Here is a 17,643-nt window from a genome sequence, read left to right as displayed (position 1 = left end):
GACCTCACGCAGGAAGCCGATGATCTGTTCTTCGGAAAAGCGCTTCTTCACGTCCAATCTCCTTCTCGTGGGGAATTGGACTCGAAACCGGGGCACTACTCAAATCTGGGGGGACGTCGCTATGACGAGAGATTATTTTTGACCTGCATGTAAAGCCAGGCTTGTCTAATTATGTATTCACTTATTCTTCGTTTTTAAACGGAGATTTCGGCGATATAGAAAGGGTTGAATTTTTTGGCCAGACGAGGATTGGAGGAATTGATTTCTGGTCGAAAGAATGGGTCGGATTTCACGTTTTCGACAAGAAACTCGACGATGAAGTCATGAATATATTATTGAGCCCTGATGAAATGGACCGCATGGAGGCTGTCTTCAATCAGTTGGTGAATTTGTTGCTTTCTTGATTTTGAAGGCTGCCTGCCAGGTACGGAACTGAGTTCTTCGAGAAAAGACCTCATCCGAGACAGTCGTACCAAGGCAGGGTAGAGGCATTGCACGGCTTCTGCGCTGTTGTCGTCGCCAGTCGTCGTGATGCATTTTCACCGGCCAGAAAGCAAAACGGATCAACGATTTCTCGTTGACCCGCTGCTCGATTGGTGGAGGTGGCGGGAGTCGAACCCGCGTCCGAAGGCGTTTAATCTCCAGATCTACATGCTTAGCTCACCGTTAGATCTCGTCCACCGACAGCACGGCGTGCTAAGCGCACCGGCGGACATATCTGATTGATCTGGCGTCAGACCCACAGACGGAGGGTCTTTCGGCGGTCTCATGATAGTGACCCTACACCGGCGAGCATGAGCACAAGACCGGTTCGGGGGTTTGGCCTTTTTTAGGGGCCGGACAGCTTAGGCGGCGAGAGCCACCGAGTTGTCACCGTAGTAGTTGTCATTGGCAACTATGTTTTTTGCAGCTGGTTTAACGAGGAAAGCTACCCCCTCGGCATGCACCAGTAGATCGCACTACCCCCGTCGAAACCAGAACACCCCCGGGGAAAACTGTCGTGTATCTACATCACACAGTATATGGCCGGGGGAGGGCGCCCACAATGGGCGCCGTCCGGCCATTCAGGTCAGCCGAGGCGGTTGTGCGAGCGCATGACGCGCTGCTTGTCGATCGCCCACTCGCGTTCCTTGTCGGTATTGCGCTTGTCGTGCTCCTGCTTGCCCTTGGCCAGGCCGATTTCGCACTTCACCTTGTTGTTCTTCCAGTACAGCGCCGTGGGCACCAGGGTGTAGCCCTTGCGTTCCACGGCACCCACGAGGCGGTCGATCTCCTCGCGGTGGAGCAGCAGCTTGCGCGTGCGGCGTTCGTTGACCAGCACGTGGGTGGATGCGCTCATCAGGGGTGGAATCTGGGCGCCCACGAGGAACACCTCGCCATGCTCGATGATGGCGTAGCAGCCCTCGCCGAAGTTGATCCGCCCGGCGCGCAGCGCCTTCAGTTCCCAGCCCTGCAGGGCCACGCCGGCCTCGTAGCGCTGGTCGATGTGATATTCGTGGCGGGCGCGCTTGTTCAGCGCGATGGTGCCGCCGCGTTCCTTTTCGGTGTCCTTTGCCTTCGCTTTTGCCATGTCCGCTAAAATCGTTCGATCGGGTCCCTGATACGAGGCCGGCGGGTCCGTTGGCCGGCAAATATAAGACGAGGTCTATCCAGTGATTGAAATCCGCCGCAGCGCGATCGTGCCTTTCACGCCCGCGCAGATGTTCGACCTGGTCAACGACGTTGAAGCATACCCAAAGCGCTTCGGCTGGTGTGACGCCGCTACCGTGATCGAGCGGGAGGATGACAAGGTGCTGCTCGCCCGGCTGGATCTCAAGTTCGCCGGCATGAAGCAGAACTTCACCACCCGCAACACCATGGAGCGTCCGGAACGGCTCACCATGAAGTTCGTGGAGGGGCCGTTGCGCTCGCTGGATGGGGTGTTCAGCTTCCAGCCGCTGGGTGACCTCGGCTGCAAGATTTCCCTTGAGCTGGACTTCGATTATGCCGGTCTGGGCGGTTCCGTGCTGAAACTGGGGTTCCAGCAGCTGGCCAACCGCATGGTGGACGACTTCTGCGAAGAGGCGCGTCGCCAGTATGGCTGAGCTGGCCGTGGAAGTAGCGTATGTCGGTCCTGAGGGGCAGGCCGTGGTGGCCCTGAGCGTGCCCGTGGGCACCACCGCATGGGATGCCGTAACCCTGGCCGTGCCGCAGCTGCCTGCCGGCGTGGTGCCCGACCCAGGCCGCCTGGGTGTGTTCTCGAAGAAGGTGGCGGCCGATCAGGCGCTGGACGAGGGCGACCGGGTGGAAATCTACCGTGCCCTGACCCTGGAGCCCATGGAAGCCCGTCGTCGACGGGCTTCCCGGTAAGGGTGACGCCGCCGCCCGGTGTGCGGGCGGCGAGGTCGCTTACTGCTGCTTGCCGCTATCGGCAGGCGTCGGCGTGTTGCTGTCGGACGAGGCGCCGGCACCAATGTGGATGCCGTCGTCGTCGGACTTCTTGTCGTTGGCGCTGGTGTTCTTGTCGCCCTTGGTTTCCTTCACCGAGTCGGTCTTGTACTTGGCGGAGTCCTTCAGCAGCTGCTGGGCGTCCTGGGCGAAGAAATCGCCTTCGCTACGCACCAGCACATCGTTGTTGAAGGTGAGGGTGAGGGTGCGCGTCGTCATCGCGCGGCCGCGGTGGGAGAACGTGGAGACGTAATCCCAGCGGTTGCTGTCGAAGGGCGAGATCACCGAAGGGGTGCCCAGTAGCACGAGGACCTGACGCTTGGTCATGCCGGGCTGCAACTGGTCGACGTTTTTCTTGTCGAGCAGGTTGCCCTGCTGCACGTCGGGGGTATAGACAATGCCGCAGCCTGCGATGGCGGTTGCCATCATGGCCAAACCCAGCGTGCGGATCAGCTTTTGCATGCGTAGTAACGTCCGGTTCGTGAAGCCTGCGATGATACACTAAGCGCCCAATGGCACCGCGATAGGGGTCTGACAGATGGACCAGGAAACCAAAGAGCTCCGCAAGGCGGGCCTGAAAGTCACGCACCCGCGCATGCGGATCCTGCAGGTCTTCGAGGAGGCCGACGAGCGCCACCTTACGGCCGAGGACATCTACAAGCGCCTGCTCGCGCACCAGGAGGACATCGGGCTTGCCACGGTCTATCGCGTGCTGACCCAGTTCGAGGCGGCCGGCATCGTGATGAAGCATAACTTCGAAGGCGGCCAGGCCGTCTACGAGCTGGACCGCGGCAAGCATCATGACCACATGATCGACGTTGACAGCGGAAAGGTCATTGAGTTCGTCAGCGAGGAGATCGAGCGTCTCCAGCACGAGATTGCCGAGCGCCATGGGTATGTCATTGAAGACCATAGCCTGGTGCTGTATGTGCGACCCAAGAAGAAGGGGCGCTAAGTCATTGTGAATGCTTGAGAAAAAGGGTCCGGAAGGGCCCTTTTTTGTGCCCGGCTACCGTGGAGGAGCGCGCCTTGCGCGCGACCGGATGTCGCGATGTGCCTGGAGGTTTCCGTCCAACCGGTCGCGCGCGAGGCGCGCTCCTACAGGGGGACATCAGGCGGGAATTTTCTGGAGCCCATAAAAAAACGCCGCCGGTGGACTCCTGTCCACCAGCGGCTTGTCCGGTGAGTCCGAGGCTCGTGAAATGCGAGTTGCTCGCTTCTTTCACGGTGGCGCCTCGTCCCTCCGGTGAGGTGACTACCTTGTCACCTCATCAGGTCGATCGTCCCCACGACCGACCCGGGCTCGCCGTCTCTCGACGGCGGCTCCCCCACATCGATGAAAGGATCGTAACGAAGCGTTCACTGACCCGGTATTGGAAAATTTCCTATGTGGAGACTGCTACTTGTGCTGCGTAGCAACACACGTAGGTGAAGTCCTACAGGTTCGGGGCGGATGCGGAAGAGGCCGCCGAGGGCCGTAACGCGGTCGCTCATGCCCTGCAGGCCACGGCCGCCACCGTCCGTTCGGACGGGGCGTGGCGTTGACGGTAGGCCTGCGCCGTCATCACGTATGTCAAGGACGGCAACGGGACCGCTGTCCCGGAGGCCGATTCTGAGCCTCAGGCGAAGTTCGCGGGCCCCGGAATGGCGCACCACGTTGGTCGCGCTCTCCTGCACGATGCGGTAGAGGGCGGTGAGGGTGTCGTCGTCCAGCAGGCGTGGCTCGCCCCGCAGATCGGTGACATAGGTGATGCCTGCGGCACTCAGCATGTCGCGGATGGGGCCCTCGTCGAGCGCGCGGAGCAGGCCGAATTCATCGAGTACCGAGGGGCGCAGGCTGTCGAGCATCTTGTGCAGGGCCCGGCGCATGTGGCCGAGGATGCCGTTGATGGATCGACCGATGTCATCAAGGCCCGCGTTGCCCAGGCGGTTCTGGGCGAGCTTCAGGTGGGTCTGGATGGCGGTGAGATTCTGGCCCAGCTCGTCGTGCAGCTCCGAGGCCATGTGCCGGCGCAGGTTTTCTTCTGCCTGGAGGTTGCCGCGGGCGGCGTCGCGCAGCTGGCGGGCCAGCTGGTCCAGGCGCTGGTTGGCGGCGGCCAGGTGGGTGTTCTGCTGGGCCACGCGTTCGCTGCTCCGGCGCAGTGCGTCGGTGGCCGCGCCCAGCATGAGCGTGCCGGTGCCCGCCACGGCCAGGAACAGGTGCGCGGCGGCCGTGGGAGCGCCACGACCGATCATGTCCTCGGTGACGTTGAGGCCCACGCTGGTGATCAGCATCGCCAGGCCGGCGCCGCGCCAGCCGTGGCGGAAGGCGAAGAACAGCACGGGGGCCAGCGACAGCACGCGGGCGAACTGCGGCTGCGGCGAGTATTCGGCGAGAGTGATGAGGATCGCGAGCGAGGGCAGCATCACCAGCAGGCCGTCGAGCAGCAGCTCGGCCATGGCCGACTGCGTGGGGCGCTCGCGGAACACGAGTACCAGCACGGGCACCACCAGCAACACGCCGAGGTAGTTGCCCAGCAGGTCGCTGCCGAAAGTAGTGCCCAGCATTTCGACGGGGGCGGCCGGATGCATGCTCGCCATCATCGCGGCGTTGCCCACCGTGGCGACGGTGGCGGTGACCATGGCCGACAGCAGCAATCGGGCGACGTCTTCCGGCGTGCTCAGGCTGGCATGCAGATGGGCGCGACGAAGCAGCCAGAGGCAGGCGGCCACCATGAGGGGTTCGGGCACGTCGCCCAGCACGAAGCCGGCGCCGGTGATGGGCAGGCCGCTGCGCCATTCGCAGAATCCGCTGGCGGCGACTTCCGCGACGAGAATCCACAGCCAGTGGCGGGTGGGCGATAGAAGCAGGGCACCGAAACGCAGGCCGAAGGGAATGACCCAGAAAGGCTGCTCGGTGGGCCAGACCAGGATCCACGCCACGGCATAGCCGAGGGCGGACAGCGGGCCGGCGAAGCGGGTAAGCGCGTGTAGTCGCATGGACGAATGTTACACGTCGACTGCCGGTCGCCGCGCTCTGGCGGAAGTCGTGCACAGGTGTGGGGTTTGCCTGCTACATTCTGCGAATGCCAAGAATCGTCCTTGTAGATGACCACGCCATCGTTCGTGAGGGTTTCAAGCGGCTCATCGAGCTGGAACCCGACCTGGACGTCGTTGCCGAAGCCCGCAATGCGGATGAGGCGGTCGACGCCGTCACCCAGCATCGCCCCGACCTGGTGGCGGTAGACCTGTCGCTTCCCGATGGCAGTGGCCTGCCGTTGATCGAGCACCTGGGCAGCATTTCCCCCGATATGCGCATCGTCGTGCTGAGCATGCATGACGGTGAGCCGTATGTATCGGAGGCTTTGCGGCGGGGTGCGCGGGGCTACGTCACGAAGGGGGTGGCGCCGGAGGAGCTGGTTGCCGCCGTTCGTGCCGTGCTGTCGGGCGAGCAGTACCTCAGCTCGGACCTGCGCGAGCGTCGGTTGAGCCGGCCATCGGCGGATCTGGACCCCATGAGCAAGCTGACGGCGCGCGAGCGGGAGGTTTTCCTGCTGCTGGCCGCCGGGCGTGCGCCGAAGCAGGTGGCTGCGGAGCTGGGGATCGGGCAGAAGACGATCTACATCCATAGGGCCGCGGTGATGAACAAGCTCAACGCCGGGTCGGAACTGGATCTTTACCGCATGGCGCAGGAGCGGGGGCTCATCCGCTCCTGACGCCACGCCTCCTGCACACAACCAATAACCCGGTGGCCTTGTAGGAGCGCGCCTTGCGCGCGACCGGTGTGACCGGAACGTTCGGTTGATGAGGCGTTCGGTGATTCCGGTCGCGCGCGAGGCGCGCTCCTACAGGAGTGGGGTGGCTGGGGCGTGGTGCTATTCCGGTCGCGCGCAAGGCGCGCTCCTACACGTGCTTTTGGCTTCAGCCTTGGGCGCGGTCCAGCATTTTCTTTGCGTGGGCGCGGGTTTCCTTGGTGATTTCCACGCCGCCCAGCATGCGGGAGATTTCCTCGCGGCGGCCGGCGGCGTCGAGCGCCTGGATCTTCGTGCGCGTGGCCTCGCCATCGCTGGCCTTGGATACCTGCAGGTGAGCATGGCCCTGTGCCGCCACCTGGGGCAGGTGGGTAACGCACAGCACCTGCACGCGCTCGCCCAGCGCACGCAGCTTCTGGCCCACCACTTCGGCCACGGCGCCGCCGATGCCGGTGTCCACTTCGTCGAAGATCATGCAGCCGATGTTGTCGTTGCCCAGCGTGGCGACTTCGATGGCGAGGCTGATGCGGGCCAGTTCGCCGCCCGAGGCCACCTTGCGCAGCGGGCGCGGCGGCTGGCCGGGGTTGGCACTGACCAGCAGTTCGCAGCGCTCGCGGCCCTGCGGGTCGGGGTCGTCGCCTTCCAGCGTTTCCAGTGCGACTTCGAGCCGTCCACCGGACATGCCCAGTTCGCCCATGAGGGCGGCCACCGTGCTTCCCAGGCGGGCGGCGGCATCCTTGCGAGCGGCGGAGAGCGACTTCGCGGCGTCGTTCCAGGCCTTGTGCAGGCGATCGCGCTCGTGGGCCAGTCGTTCCAGCGCGTCACCGGCGCCTTCCAGTTCGGTGAGGCGCTCGCGTACTTCTTCGGCCTTGCCCGAGAGATCTTCGATGGGCAGGCGATAGCGGCGGGACAGGTCGTGCAGGTGGGTGAGGTGGGTATCCACCTCGGCCAGTCGCTCCGGGTCCAGTTCCACGTCCTGCGCGTAGCGGCTTAAGCCGTCCACCGCTTCGCCCACCTGGATCTGCGCGCTGTCGAGCAGTTCCAGCGTGGGGGTGAGCGTGGCATCCAGCTCGGCCAGGCGGGAAAGCTCGGCATGGGCGCGGAGCAGGGCGCGACCGATGGCGAATTCGCTTTCGCCGTCGAGCAGTTCCACCACGCCGTTGGCGCCTTCGGCCAGCCGGCCGGCATTGGCAAGGCGGCGATGCTGGGCTTCGAGTTCTTCGAGGGCGGCAGGCACGAGTGCCCAGCGGTCGAGTTCTTCCAGTTCGTGGCGGAGCAGGTCGATCTGGTGTTCGCGATCGTCACCACCGGACAGCGCGCGGATGCGGTTCACCGCGTCGCGCCATGCCCTGGCCGTGTCGCGCACGGCGGCCAGCAGCGCGTCGTTGCCCGCATAGGCATCGAGCAGGGTCATCTGGTGCTGGCGCGAGAGCAGGGCCTGGTGCTCGTGCTGGCCGTGGATCTCGACGATGAGCGCGGCCAGTGCGGACATCTGCGCAAGGCTGGCCGGGCGGCCGTTGATCCAGCCGCGGGTGCCGCCTTCGGCGCGGATCACGCGGCGCAGCTGGCAGGTGTCGCCGTCGTCCAGTTCTTCCTGGCGCAGCCACTCGGCGGCTTCGGGCAGGCCGCCCAGGTCGAATTCGGCGGCCAGCTCGGCGCGGTCGCTGCCGGCGCGGACCATGCCGCTGTCAGCGCGGGCGCCGGCGAGCAGCATCAGGGCATCCACGAGCAACGACTTGCCGGCGCCGGTCTCGCCGCTGACCACGGTGAGGCCGGGTCCGAAGGCGATCTCGGCTTCTTCGACGACGGCGAACTGACGGACGTAGAGCGAGGTGAGCATGGGCACCGGGGGCGGCGAAAGGAATCGCGGCGATTGTAGCCGGAGGCGTGTCGCAGAAGCCGAGACTTGCAAGCCGGGGCTCAAGACCTTATTGATAGCGCGACGTTCCGAACCTTCCGGCCCACCCACGCGCATGAATCCGCTCCACGGTCACGACATCGATGCTCGCGCGCGCCGGCTGCTGCGGACCCTGATTGCCCAATACCTGTCCGATGGCGAGCCGGTCGGATCGCGCACGCTCGCCCGTTCGTCGGGCCTGGAAGTGAGCCCGGCCACCATCCGCAACATCATGGCCGACCTGGAAGACGCCGGCCTGGTGGCCTCGCCGCACACCTCGGCCGGGCGCGTGCCCACGCCGCGCGGCCTGCGGCTGTTCGTCGACAGCCTGCTCGAACTGAAACCGCTGCCGCGAGACGAGATGGCCCGCCTGCAGGGCGGCCTGCCGCCGCACCAGACGACCACGCGTGATCTGCTGGGCAACGTATCGAACCTGCTGTCGGCCATGACCCACTTCGCCGGCGTGGTCACGGTGCCGCGCCAGGGCGACTTCCCGCTGCGCCATATCGACTTCGTGAACCTTCCGGACGCCCGCGTGCTGGTCGTGCTGGTGTTCTCGGACAACCAGGTGCAGAACCGCGTGGTCCAGCTCACCCGTCCGCTGGACGGCGGCGAGCTGGAGCAGGCCGCCAACTACCTCAATGCCCATTTCACCGGTTTTCGCCTTGCCGACATCCGCGCCCACCTGGCGACGGAGCTGCGGGAGGCCGGTGGTGAGTTGAACCGCCTGCTGTCCAGCGTGGTGGAGCTGGCCACGGCCTCGTTCGGCGACCAGGACGCCGACGACGTGCTGGTCAGCGGACAGACCAACCTCATGGGTTATTCGGAACTGGCCGACATCGACCGGCTCCGCGACCTCTTCGACGCCTTCCAGCAGAAGCGCGACCTGCTTCAGCTCATGGAAATGTGCGTCAAAGCCCCGGGCGTACGCCTGTTCATCGGCGAGGAGTCCGGTTTCTCGGCCCTCGACGGGTGCAGCATCGTCACCGCCACCTATGGCACGAACGGCCGCATGCTCGGCGCGATCGGAGTTATTGGACCGACGCGTATGGCATATGAGCGGGTCATTCCGGTGGTGCAGGCCACTGCCGGACTGCTCAGCGATGCCTTGAATCGCGCCGCGGCGACCTCATAAACCGCCCCGGGAGGCGGGTTTAGTATTTCCCGCGAATGTTCGGCCCTTCCACGGGATGGGCCGGTTAGCTGACATTTGGAGTAAACATGCATAACAACGATCCCCACGTGCCGGATCCGGCGCAGGAAGGCGGCGCCGACAACGGCGTGAACGCAGACCTCGACGCCCTGACCGCCAGGCTGGCGGCCCTCGAATCCGAGCTGTCCCAGGCGCGCGAGACGGTGCTTCGCGAGCGGGCGGAGATCGAAAACCAGCGTCGCCGTCTCCAGCGCGACCTGGACCAGGCCCGCCGCTTCGCCAACGAGAAACTGCTTGGCGAACTGCTGCCGGTCTACGACGGTCTCGCGCTCGGCCTCGCCAACGAGAACGCGGACGCGAAGACGCTGCGCGAAGGTCTCGACCTCACGCTTAAGCAGCTCGAAAAGGTGACCCAGGCCAACGGCCTGTCCCTGGTCGATCCGCTGCACCAGCCGTTCAACCCGGAACACCACCAGGCCATCAGCTCGGTCGAGTCGAACGAGCATGCGCCGAACACCGTCGTGGCCGTGGTCCAGAAGGGCTTCGTGCTGAACGATCGTCTGCTGCGTCCGGCGCTCGTCGCCGTGGTGCGCGACAACTGAACGAAAGCTCGCTGCACGCGCTCCGGCGACGTGCGACGGGATCTCACAAAGCATTGAATCGCTGGGGCGCAGCCCCACTTTCTTCACAGCAGCGGCCGCGGGGGCCGCATTGAAATTCGGAGCAACTTCATCATGGCCAAGATCATCGGCATCGACCTCGGTACCACCAACAGCTGCGTTGCAGTGATGGAAGGTACGACTGCACGCGTCATCGAGAACGCCGAGGGCGATCGCACCACGCCGTCCATCGTCGCGTTCACCAAGGACAACGAAGTCCTGGTCGGTGCGCCTGCCAAGCGCCAGAGCGTCACCAACCCCAAGAACACCTTCTACGCGGTGAAGCGCCTCATCGGCCGCAAGTTCACCGACGCCGAAGTGCAGAAGGACCTCAAGATCGTTCCTTACGGCATCGTCGCGCACGATAACGGCGACGCCTGGGTGCAGACCGCCGACGGCAAGAAGATGGCCCCGCAGGAGATCTCCTCGAAGGTCCTGATGAAGATGAAGAAGACCGCCGAGGACTTCCTCGGTGAGTCGGTGACCGAAGCGGTCATCACCGTGCCGGCCTACTTCAACGACAGCCAGCGCCAGGCCACCAAGGACGCAGGCAAGATCGCCGGCCTCGACGTCAAGCGCATCATCAATGAGCCCACCGCGGCCGCGCTGGCCTATGGCCTCGACAAGGCGTCCACCACCGATCGCAAGATCGCCGTGTACGACCTGGGCGGCGGCACCTTCGACGTGTCGATCATCGAGATCGCCAACGTCGACGGCGAGAAGCAGTTCGAAGTGCTGGCCACCAACGGCAACACCTTCCTGGGTGGCGAAGACTTCGACAACCGCGTCATCGACTACCTCGTGGAAGAGTTCAAGAAGGAGCAGGGCATCGACCTGCGCCAGGACCAGCTCGCCCTGCAGCGCCTGAAAGACGCCGCCGAGCGCGCCAAGATCGAACTGTCGTCGTCGCACCAGACCGACGTGAACCTGCCGTACGTCACCGCCGACGCCACGGGCCCGAAGCACCTCAACATCAAGCTGACCCGCGCCAAGCTGGAGTCGCTGGTGGAAGACCTGGTCAAGGGCACCATCGAGCCGTGCCGCACCGCGCTCAACGATGCCGGCCTGCGCGTGTCCGACATCCACGAAGTCATCCTCGTCGGCGGCCAGACCCGCATGCCGAAGGTGCAGGAAGCCGTGAAGGATTTCTTCGGCAAGGAGCCGCGCAAGGACGTCAACCCGGATGAAGCCGTCGCCGTGGGCGCCGCGATCCAGGGCGGCGTGCTGGGCGGTACCGTGAAGGACGTCCTCCTGCTCGACGTCACCCCGCTGTCGCTCGGTATCGAGACGATGGGCGGCGTGATGACCAAGCTCATCGAAAAGAACACCACGGTGCCGACCAAGGCCTCGCAGGTCTTCTCCACCGCCGACGACAACCAGACGGCCGTGACCGTGCACGTGCTCCAGGGTGAGCGCGAGCGCGCCAACGCCAACAAGTCGCTGGGCAAGTTCGACCTGTCGGGCATCCGTTCGGCGCCGCGTGGTACGCCGCAGATCGAAGTTACCTTCGACATCGATGCCAACGGCATCCTGCACGTGTCCGCGAAGGACAAGGACACCGGCAAGGAACAGAAGATCGAGATCAAGGCTGGCTCGGGCCTGTCGGACGAGGAAGTCGCGCGCATGGTCGCCGACGCCGAGGCCAACCGCGAGGAAGACAAGAAGTTCCACGAACTGGTGCAGGTGCGCAACAAGGCCGACCAGCTGGTCCACGCTACCCGTAGCCAGCTGAAGGAGCACGGCGGCAAGATCCCGGCCGAGCAGCTGGCAACCATCGACGGTGCCGTGTCCGACCTGGAGAAAGCACTGACGGGCGAAGACAAGGACGTGATCGAAGCCAAGATCGCCAACCTCGAGCAGGTGGCCCAGTCGCTGGCCGCTGCTGCCCAGGCCGGCGGTGCGCAGGATTCGGCCCAGCAGTCGGCGCCGGGTGGCGGTTCCGCCCAGCCGGACGACGTGGTCGACGCCGAGTTCACCGAAGTCAAGGACGAAAAGAAGTAAGTCGTCCTCGAAGGGTAGGGCGGTGCCGGTGGATGCCGGCACCGTCACCAACGGTCAATCGGTTCGGACGCGCCGCGGCGAAAGCTGACGGCGCGTTCGTCCGTCCAGGGAAAGCAAGCGTGACATGAGTACCAAGCGCGACTACTACGAAATTCTCGGTGTGGAACGCACCGTTACCGAGGGCGACCTCAAGACCACCTTTCGTCGCGTCGCGATGAAGTACCACCCCGACCGCAATCCGGACGACCCGGCGGCGATCGACAAATTCAAGGAAGCCAAAGAGGCCTACGACGTGCTCTCCGATGCGCAGAAGCGCGCGGCGTACGATCAGTACGGCCATGCCGCCTTCGAGGGCGGCGGCTTCGGTCGTGGCGGTGGCGCCGGTGGTTTTGGCGACGTCGGCGACATTTTCGGCGACATCTTTGGCGATATTTTCGGCGGTGGCGGCGGACGCCAGCGCGCGCGCCGTGGCGCCGACCTGCGCTACATGATGGATCTTGACCTCGAAGAAGCCGTGTTCGGCGTCGAGAAGAAGATTGAAATCCCCACCCAGGTGAACTGCCACCACTGCAACGGGTCGGGCTCGGAAGACGGCAAGGTCTCCAAGTGCCCCACCTGCGCCGGCCATGGCCGCGTGCGCATGCAGAACGGCATTTTCTCCATCCAGCAGGCGTGTCCTACCTGTCACGGTTCGGGGCAGAAGATCGAAAAGCCCTGCAAGAAGTGCCATGGCGAGGGCCGCATCGAGGAAGAGCGCACGCTATCGGTGCGTATTCCGGCCGGCGTGGACAATGGCGATCGCATCCGCCTCACGGGGCAGGGCGAAGCCGGTCCGGCGGGTTCGCCGTCGGGCGATCTCTACGTGGAAGTGCGCGTGCGTGAGCATGCGATCTTCCAGCGTGATGGTTCCGACCTGTATTGCGAAGTGCCCATCCGCATCGCCCAGGCGGCGCTCGGCACCGAGCTGATGGTGCCGACGCTGGAAGGCGAGGTGCCGGTCAACGTGCCGCCCGAAACGCAGACGGGCCACCAGGTGCGCCTGCGCGGACGTGGCGTGAAGTCGGTGCGTGGCGGACGCCCGGGCGACCTCATCTGCACGGTGGTGGTGGAAACGCCGGTACGCCTCACGAAGGAACAGCGCGAACTGCTCCAGCAGTTCGAAGCCACCTTCGTCGGCGACGAAGCCGCAAAACACACCCCGCGCTCGAACACCTTCATGGACGGCATCAAGGACTTCTGGTCCCGCGTCACCTCATAAACCCCCTGTAGGAGCGCGCCTCGCGCGCGACCGTTCGGAAGCCGTGAACCGCACGCCCCGTCCCGGTCGCGCGCAAGGCGCGCTCCTACATTAGGATAGCCCTTCGATTTTATAAGAAGGCTTTCCCATGACCCGCCCCATTCGTCTCGCCATCAGCGGTGCTTCCGGCCGTATGGGCCTCGCGCTGCTCAATCTCGTGCGCGACGACGGACGCTTCGAACTCGTGCGGGCCATCGTTTCTTCGAAATCCACGCGCCTCGGCAAGGCCGTCTACGGCGATGTTTCGCCGCTGCGCTTCTCCGCATGGAACGACGCAACCGGCATCGACGTCGTCATCGACTTCAGTGGCCCGGAGGGCCTCGACCAGGCGCTCGATCACTGCGAAGCCAGTGGCGCGGCGCTCGTTACCGGCACGACCGGTCTTTCAGCCGAGCAGGAAGCACGCCTCACCCACGCCGCCGAACGCATCGCCGTGCTTCGCGCCGCCAACTTCAGCCTCGGCGTGGCCGTACTCACGCGCCTGCTGCGCGAAGCGGCGGCCGCACTGCCCAACTGGGACCTCGATATCGTCGAGGCACATCACAACCGCAAGGAAGACGCCCCGTCGGGTACGGCGCTTGCGCTCGGCCACGCGGCAGCTGCCGGGCGCGGCGCCACGCTGGACGAACTGGCCGTCTATTCGCGCGAAGGCCGACCAGGCGCACGCAAGGCTGGCACCATCGGCTTCGCCGTGGTGCGCGGCGGCGACATCGTCGGTGAGCACCAGGCCTTGCTGATGGGGCAGGGCGAGCGCGTGGAGCTGGGCCACCGCGCCACTGACCGCTCGATCTTCGCGCGTGGCGCCCTCGAATCCGCCGCCTGGATGGCCGGCCGTGCACCGGGCGCCTGGACCATCGAAGACGTCATCGCCGCCAAGGTGTAGGAGCGCGCCTTGCGCGCGACCGGGTTGGAGTAATGAACTCACGGCTTCGTGCCCAGTCGCGCGCGAGGCGCGCTCCTACACAAATCGTGGTAGCATCCGCACCGATGTCATTGGGGAGTAGCCATCCTCTTTCCCCCTGAGGAGTTCGCGTCAACAGACTTGGTGGCCTTGTGCCCCATGGCGCGAACGGCAGCGACGCATGGAGAGTGCGTCGCCGGCCCGGCGAGACCTTTGGCCTTCGACATGCTCACCCGGCCGGGCGAGCGGTGTCGTTGTGCCATCGGTTCTTCGCGCTCGCCCGGCCCTGTCTGAATCATGCTGCTGACATGCTTCCTTTTCCTGGTTTCGGCCGGGGCTATCTATTTCGCCTGCGAATACTTCGTCAATGGCGTGGAATGGTTCGGGCGCAAGCTCAACCTGGGCGCCACGGCCACCGGCACGGTGCTGGCCGCCTTCGGCACGGCATTGCCCGAAAGCGCGGTGACCTTCGTCGCCGTGATGTTCGGCAAGACTCCGGAAGCCAGGGACATCGGCGTGGGTGCTGCGCTCGGCGGCCCGCTGGTGCTCGCCACCATCGCCTATGCCGTGGTCGGATTTGCCTTATATCTGGGCCGTAAGCGATTGAATCGTCCGGATACCCGGGTGCGCGTGGACAACAAGCGGCTGGCCCGCGACCAGTCCTGGTTTCTGGCGATCTTCGTGGTGAAGGTGGGACTGGGCCTGATCGCCTTTGCCTGGAAGCCCTGGCTGGGCGTGCTCTTTCTGCTGGCGTATGTCCTCTATGTCTGGCGCGAGATGCGTGACGACACGAGTGCTCCTGAGGACGAGGAGCTGGAGGCGCTTACTTTCCGCCCTAACGACGCCAATCCGTCCATGGGATGGGTGATGTTGCAGACCGGACTGGCCTTGCTCGTCATTGCCATCGCCTCGCGCACCTTCGTCTGGCAGCTGGAAGCCTTTGGTGAGTTCTTCCATCTTTCGCCGCATATCGTGGCATTGGTGCTGAGTCCGGTGGCGACAGAACTGCCCGAGACGGTCAATGCGCTGATCTGGGTGCGGCAGGGCAAGGAGCGACTGGCACTGGCGAACATTTCCGGCGCGATGATGATCCAGGCCACTATTCCCAGTTCGCTGGCGCTGTTCGCCACGCCGTGGCTGTTCGATACGCCGTTGATCGTGGCTGGCGTGATCACCGCCGTGGCGGTGGTGGCGTTGTGGGCGATGTTCCGTCGCGGGGCAGTGGAGGCACGCTGGCTGATGCCGATCGGTCTGCTTTATGGCGTGTTTGCGGTGTTTGTGGGGTGGTATTTCGGGCGGGGGTGAGCGCCGCTGAGCATGGGGCGTTTGTGCTACCCCGGTCGCGCGCGAGGCGCGCTCCTACAGATGCTGCTTCGGCCCGGTCGCGCGCAGGCGCGCTCCTACAGGGCGGCTTGTGTAGGAGCGCGCCTGCGCGCGACCGGCCCAAAGCGATGACGCCGCCATGTAGGAGCGCGCATTGCGCGCGACCCGTCAGAAGCGAAACCCTCGCACCTCAATCCCGATGCGACGCATTCCGGTCGCGACCGGCGCCCATCTGGCGATCCAGCTTGCCGAAGATCTTCTTGAACACCCGAGAGAATTTACCGCGCTTGGTCTTGCGGTTCTTCTCTTCCTCGGAAGTGAGCCAGGCCACCTGGATCACCCGGCGCTCCCCCTCGTAGGGCAGGTGGCCGTGGTAGGAATTCTCGGCGCGGCGGAACACGGCAAACTCGCCGTACAGCGGCTTCAGCTCCGGCACCACCGTGTCGTCGATGTTGTCGATGGAGTTCAGAAAGCGCAGGCAGCCATCGCTGGTGTCCGGCCACAGGGGATTCAGGTAGATCAGCGCCGTAGCGATCTTCGACTTGCTGTCGGTATGGATCGTGCCGTGGCGGCGGTTGAGCAGGCGGCAGAGCGTGACCAGGGTAGGGTAGTTCTCAAGCCCCTCGATACCCAGATGCCGCCCGATGGCTGCCGAAAACGCCCGTGAGGTCATCTGCCCCACCAGCTCGTTCACGGACGGACCGCAGTCGCCGGCGTCGTACGGGAAGAACCCCGCGCTGGAATACTGGGGGAAATCCCGCTCCAGTTCCGGGCGGGCCTCGTCGGGCAGCTGGCCGTGCGCAATCATGAACGAGAACGGCTCATGCCGGATGTCGGTGTCGGGACGATCCAGGCGGGCAGGGTCCAGCAGCATGGCGGGTGGTTCTCGTGTGATGCCTCGTTCGATTGTATCGTGGCAGACCGCTGTTCCTGCGGCAAATCGTGTACTCTCGTTCACGGTTGAAATGGTGGACAGAAGAGGGCTTCGCGCCTATCATTCTTACCCGCCCAACGATTACTTATCCCCAAGGCCCACGAGCCGCTAAACGCTGGCTTGCGGGCTTTGCTGCACCTGAAGGCGGCCATCCCATGCGTACTCCTGCTCTGCTTGCTCTCGAAGACGGCAGCGTTTTTCTCGGCCACTCGGTCGGTGCCCGCGGTGAGACCGTCGGTGAGGTGGTGTTCAACACCGCCATGACCGGTTATCAGGAAATCCTGACCGATCCCTCGTACAACCAGCAGATCGTCACGCTGACGTACCCGCACATCGGCAACACCGGCACCAACGAAGTCGACGTCGAAGCCGACCGTGTCCACGCGGCGGGCCTCATCGTCCGCGACGTTCCCCGTCTGGCCAGCAACTGGCGCAGCCAGGAACCCCTGCCGCACTACCTCGAGCGCCACAACATCGTGGCCATCGCGGGTATCGACACGCGTCGTCTCACCCGCATCCTTCGCGAGAAGGGCGCCCTGAATGGCTGCATCGTCGCCGGTGAAGCCATCGATGCCGACGCCGCCGTGGCGAAGGCCAAGGGCTTCCCTGGCCTCAACGGCATGGACCTGGCCAAGGTGGTCAGCACCACGAAGACCTACCAGTGGTCCGAAGGCGTCTACGACCTCGACCGCCAGGCCTTCTACAACGCGCCGAAGAAATTCCACGTGGTGGCTTACGACTTCGGCGTGAAGCGCAATATCCTGCGCCTGCTCGCCGGTCGCGGCGTCGATATCACCGTGGTTCCGGCGCAGACGCCGGCCTCGGAAGTGCTCGCCATGAATCCGGATGGCGTGTTCCTCGCCAACGGCCCGGGCGATCCGGCTGCCTGCGACTACGCCATCGAGGCCACGAAGCAGATTCTCGACACGAAGATTCCCACCTTCGGCATCTGCCTCGGTCACCAGATCATGGCCCTCGCCATCGGCGCGAAAACGCTGAAGATGAAGTTCGGCCATCACGGCGCGAATCATCCGGTGAAGGACCACGACACCGGCCGCGTGCTGATCAGCTCGCAGAACCACGGCTTCGCCGTGGATCCCGCGACGCTGCCGGCCAACGTCCGCGTCACCCACACCTCGCTGTTCGACGGCTCGCTGCAGGGCTTCGCCCTCACCGATCGCCCGGCGTTCTGCTTCCAGGGTCACCCGGAAGCCAGCCCGGGTCCGGAAGACGTCGGCTACCTGTTCGACACGTTCATCGCCGCGCTGGAAGCGCACAAGGCGAAGCAGGCGTAACACGCCGCACGCCCCTGCCTTCCAT

General features: G+C 64.7%; 16 protein-coding genes, 1 other RNA gene and 1 riboswitch. Of the genes, 11 read left to right on the top strand and 6 right to left on the bottom strand.

Features of this window, described 5'->3' with window-relative positions; all coding sequences use genetic code 11:
• Positions 1-594 precede the first annotated feature (594 nt).
• Positions 595-987, bottom strand: a transfer-messenger RNA (tmRNA) gene (gene ssrA, locus HBF25_RS05395).
• 82 nt (positions 988-1,069) lie between these two features.
• Positions 1,070-1,570, bottom strand: coding sequence for an SsrA-binding protein SmpB (gene smpB / locus HBF25_RS05390; protein WP_166946902.1), 501 nt, complete (start codon positions 1,568-1,570; stop codon positions 1,070-1,072).
• A gap of 82 nt (positions 1,571-1,652) precedes the next feature.
• On the opposite strand from smpB, the gene HBF25_RS05385 reads away from it, so the two are divergent.
• Both HBF25_RS05385 and HBF25_RS05380 read left to right on the top strand, forming a co-directional pair.
• Complete coding sequence (locus tag HBF25_RS05385) at positions 1,653-2,084, top strand: type II toxin-antitoxin system RatA family toxin (RefSeq protein ID WP_166946901.1); 432 nt, start codon at positions 1,653-1,655, stop codon at positions 2,082-2,084.
• The gene (locus tag HBF25_RS05380) at positions 2,077-2,349 is read left to right on the top strand and encodes an RnfH family protein (protein ID WP_166946900.1); all 273 of its coding nucleotides are present in this window, start codon (positions 2,077-2,079) and stop codon (positions 2,347-2,349) included. The genes HBF25_RS05385 and HBF25_RS05380 overlap by 8 nt, the downstream gene beginning before the upstream one ends.
• 39 nt (positions 2,350-2,388) lie before the next feature.
• On the opposite strand, the gene HBF25_RS05375 is transcribed toward HBF25_RS05380, so the two are convergent.
• Positions 2,389-2,889: an outer membrane protein assembly factor BamE gene (locus HBF25_RS05375; RefSeq protein ID WP_166946899.1), complete on the bottom strand. Its 501-nt coding sequence runs from the start codon at positions 2,887-2,889 to the stop codon at positions 2,389-2,391.
• Between the two features lie 76 nt (positions 2,890-2,965).
• Between HBF25_RS05375 and fur the strand changes: the two genes are divergently transcribed.
• Entirely contained in the window at positions 2,966-3,382 is a 417-nt protein-coding gene (fur, locus tag HBF25_RS05370) for a ferric iron uptake transcriptional regulator (protein ID WP_166946898.1), read from the top strand.
• A 404-nt stretch (positions 3,383-3,786) separates the two neighbouring features.
• On the opposite strand, the gene HBF25_RS05365 is transcribed toward fur, so the two are convergent.
• Positions 3,787-5,406 (bottom strand): MASE1 domain-containing sensor histidine kinase, encoded by a 1,620-nt coding sequence (locus HBF25_RS05365; protein WP_166946897.1) that lies wholly within the window; start codon positions 5,404-5,406, stop codon positions 3,787-3,789.
• 86 nt (positions 5,407-5,492) lie between these two features.
• On the opposite strand from HBF25_RS05365, the gene HBF25_RS05360 reads away from it, so the two are divergent.
• Positions 5,493-6,122, top strand: a complete 630-nt coding sequence (locus HBF25_RS05360) for a response regulator transcription factor (protein ID WP_166946896.1) — start codon at positions 5,493-5,495, stop codon at positions 6,120-6,122.
• A 205-nt stretch (positions 6,123-6,327) separates the two neighbouring features.
• Here the strand turns inward: HBF25_RS05360 and recN are convergent, their stop codons facing one another.
• Positions 6,328-7,998, bottom strand: a complete 1,671-nt coding sequence (gene recN, locus HBF25_RS05355) for a DNA repair protein RecN (RefSeq protein ID WP_166946895.1) — start codon at positions 7,996-7,998, stop codon at positions 6,328-6,330.
• A gap of 133 nt (positions 7,999-8,131) precedes the next feature.
• Between recN and hrcA the strand changes: the two genes are divergently transcribed.
• The 6 genes from hrcA to HBF25_RS05325 all read left to right on the top strand — a co-directional run bounded on the left by hrcA (position 8,132) and on the right by HBF25_RS05325 (position 15,371).
• A complete protein-coding gene (hrcA, locus tag HBF25_RS05350; protein ID WP_166946894.1) occupies positions 8,132-9,190 on the top strand; it encodes a heat-inducible transcriptional repressor HrcA in 1,059 nt (352 codons plus the stop codon).
• An 86-nt stretch (positions 9,191-9,276) separates the two neighbouring features.
• Positions 9,277-9,810: a nucleotide exchange factor GrpE gene (gene grpE / locus HBF25_RS05345; RefSeq protein WP_166946893.1), complete on the top strand. Its 534-nt coding sequence runs from the start codon at positions 9,277-9,279 to the stop codon at positions 9,808-9,810.
• Between the two features lie 132 nt (positions 9,811-9,942).
• Positions 9,943-11,868, top strand: a complete 1,926-nt coding sequence (gene dnaK / locus HBF25_RS05340; RefSeq protein WP_166946892.1) for a molecular chaperone DnaK — start codon at positions 9,943-9,945, stop codon at positions 11,866-11,868.
• 124 nt (positions 11,869-11,992) lie between these two features.
• The gene (dnaJ, locus tag HBF25_RS05335) at positions 11,993-13,126 is read left to right on the top strand and encodes a molecular chaperone DnaJ (protein ID WP_166946891.1); all 1,134 of its coding nucleotides are present in this window, start codon (positions 11,993-11,995) and stop codon (positions 13,124-13,126) included.
• Positions 13,127-13,253: 127 nt separating this feature from the next.
• Positions 13,254-14,048, top strand: a complete 795-nt coding sequence (gene dapB / locus HBF25_RS05330) for a 4-hydroxy-tetrahydrodipicolinate reductase (RefSeq protein ID WP_166946890.1) — start codon at positions 13,254-13,256, stop codon at positions 14,046-14,048.
• Between the two features lie 100 nt (positions 14,049-14,148).
• Positions 14,149-14,348: riboswitch (yybP-ykoY riboswitch) on the top strand.
• A gap of 15 nt (positions 14,349-14,363) precedes the next feature.
• Positions 14,364-15,371, top strand: coding sequence for a sodium:calcium antiporter (locus tag HBF25_RS05325; RefSeq protein WP_166946889.1), 1,008 nt, complete (start codon positions 14,364-14,366; stop codon positions 15,369-15,371).
• Positions 15,372-15,579: 208 nt separating this feature from the next.
• On the opposite strand, the gene HBF25_RS05320 is transcribed toward HBF25_RS05325, so the two are convergent.
• Positions 15,580-16,263 carry a 2OG-Fe(II) oxygenase gene (locus HBF25_RS05320; RefSeq protein ID WP_166946888.1) on the bottom strand — a complete coding sequence of 228 codons (684 nt, stop codon included), beginning with the start codon at positions 16,261-16,263 and terminating at the stop codon, positions 15,580-15,582.
• Between the two features lie 215 nt (positions 16,264-16,478).
• Here HBF25_RS05320 and carA point away from each other — a divergent pair, with 215 nt between their 5' ends.
• Positions 16,479-17,618: a glutamine-hydrolyzing carbamoyl-phosphate synthase small subunit gene (gene carA, locus HBF25_RS05315; protein ID WP_166946887.1), complete on the top strand. Its 1,140-nt coding sequence runs from the start codon at positions 16,479-16,481 to the stop codon at positions 17,616-17,618.
• Positions 17,619-17,643: the final 25 nt, after the last annotated feature.

Source organism: Luteibacter anthropi, from assembly GCF_011759365.1.
In the GTDB taxonomy this organism is placed as follows: Bacteria; Pseudomonadota; Gammaproteobacteria; order Xanthomonadales; family Rhodanobacteraceae; genus Luteibacter; species Luteibacter anthropi.
Note: the sequence above shows the minus strand (reverse complement) of the source record. Positions and strands in the feature narration are given on the sequence as shown.

Bases quoted from the DNA above. Each gene is read 5' to 3' on its own strand.
- smpB (WP_166946902.1), bottom strand. From the start codon at position 1,570: ATGGCAAAAGCGAAGGCAAAGGACACCGAAAAGGAACGCGGCGGCACC.
- HBF25_RS05380 (WP_166946900.1), top strand. From the start codon at position 2,077: ATGGCTGAGCTGGCCGTGGAAGTAGCGTATGTCGGTCCTGAGGGGCAG.
- HBF25_RS05375 (WP_166946899.1), bottom strand. From the start codon at position 2,889: ATGCAAAAGCTGATCCGCACGCTGGGTTTGGCCATGATGGCAACCGCC.
- fur (WP_166946898.1), top strand. From the start codon at position 2,966: ATGGACCAGGAAACCAAAGAGCTCCGCAAGGCGGGCCTGAAAGTCACG.
- HBF25_RS05365 (WP_166946897.1), bottom strand. From the start codon at position 5,406: ATGCGACTACACGCGCTTACCCGCTTCGCCGGCCCGCTGTCCGCCCTC.
- HBF25_RS05360 (WP_166946896.1), top strand. From the start codon at position 5,493: ATGCCAAGAATCGTCCTTGTAGATGACCACGCCATCGTTCGTGAGGGT.
- recN (WP_166946895.1), bottom strand. From the start codon at position 7,998: ATGCTCACCTCGCTCTACGTCCGTCAGTTCGCCGTCGTCGAAGAAGCC.
- hrcA (WP_166946894.1), top strand. From the start codon at position 8,132: ATGAATCCGCTCCACGGTCACGACATCGATGCTCGCGCGCGCCGGCTG.
- grpE (WP_166946893.1), top strand. From the start codon at position 9,277: ATGCATAACAACGATCCCCACGTGCCGGATCCGGCGCAGGAAGGCGGC.
- dnaK (WP_166946892.1), top strand. From the start codon at position 9,943: ATGGCCAAGATCATCGGCATCGACCTCGGTACCACCAACAGCTGCGTT.
- dnaJ (WP_166946891.1), top strand. From the start codon at position 11,993: ATGAGTACCAAGCGCGACTACTACGAAATTCTCGGTGTGGAACGCACC.
- dapB (WP_166946890.1), top strand. From the start codon at position 13,254: ATGACCCGCCCCATTCGTCTCGCCATCAGCGGTGCTTCCGGCCGTATG.
- HBF25_RS05325 (WP_166946889.1), top strand. From the start codon at position 14,364: ATGCTGCTGACATGCTTCCTTTTCCTGGTTTCGGCCGGGGCTATCTAT.
- HBF25_RS05320 (WP_166946888.1), bottom strand. From the start codon at position 16,263: ATGCTGCTGGACCCTGCCCGCCTGGATCGTCCCGACACCGACATCCGG.
- carA (WP_166946887.1), top strand. From the start codon at position 16,479: ATGCGTACTCCTGCTCTGCTTGCTCTCGAAGACGGCAGCGTTTTTCTC.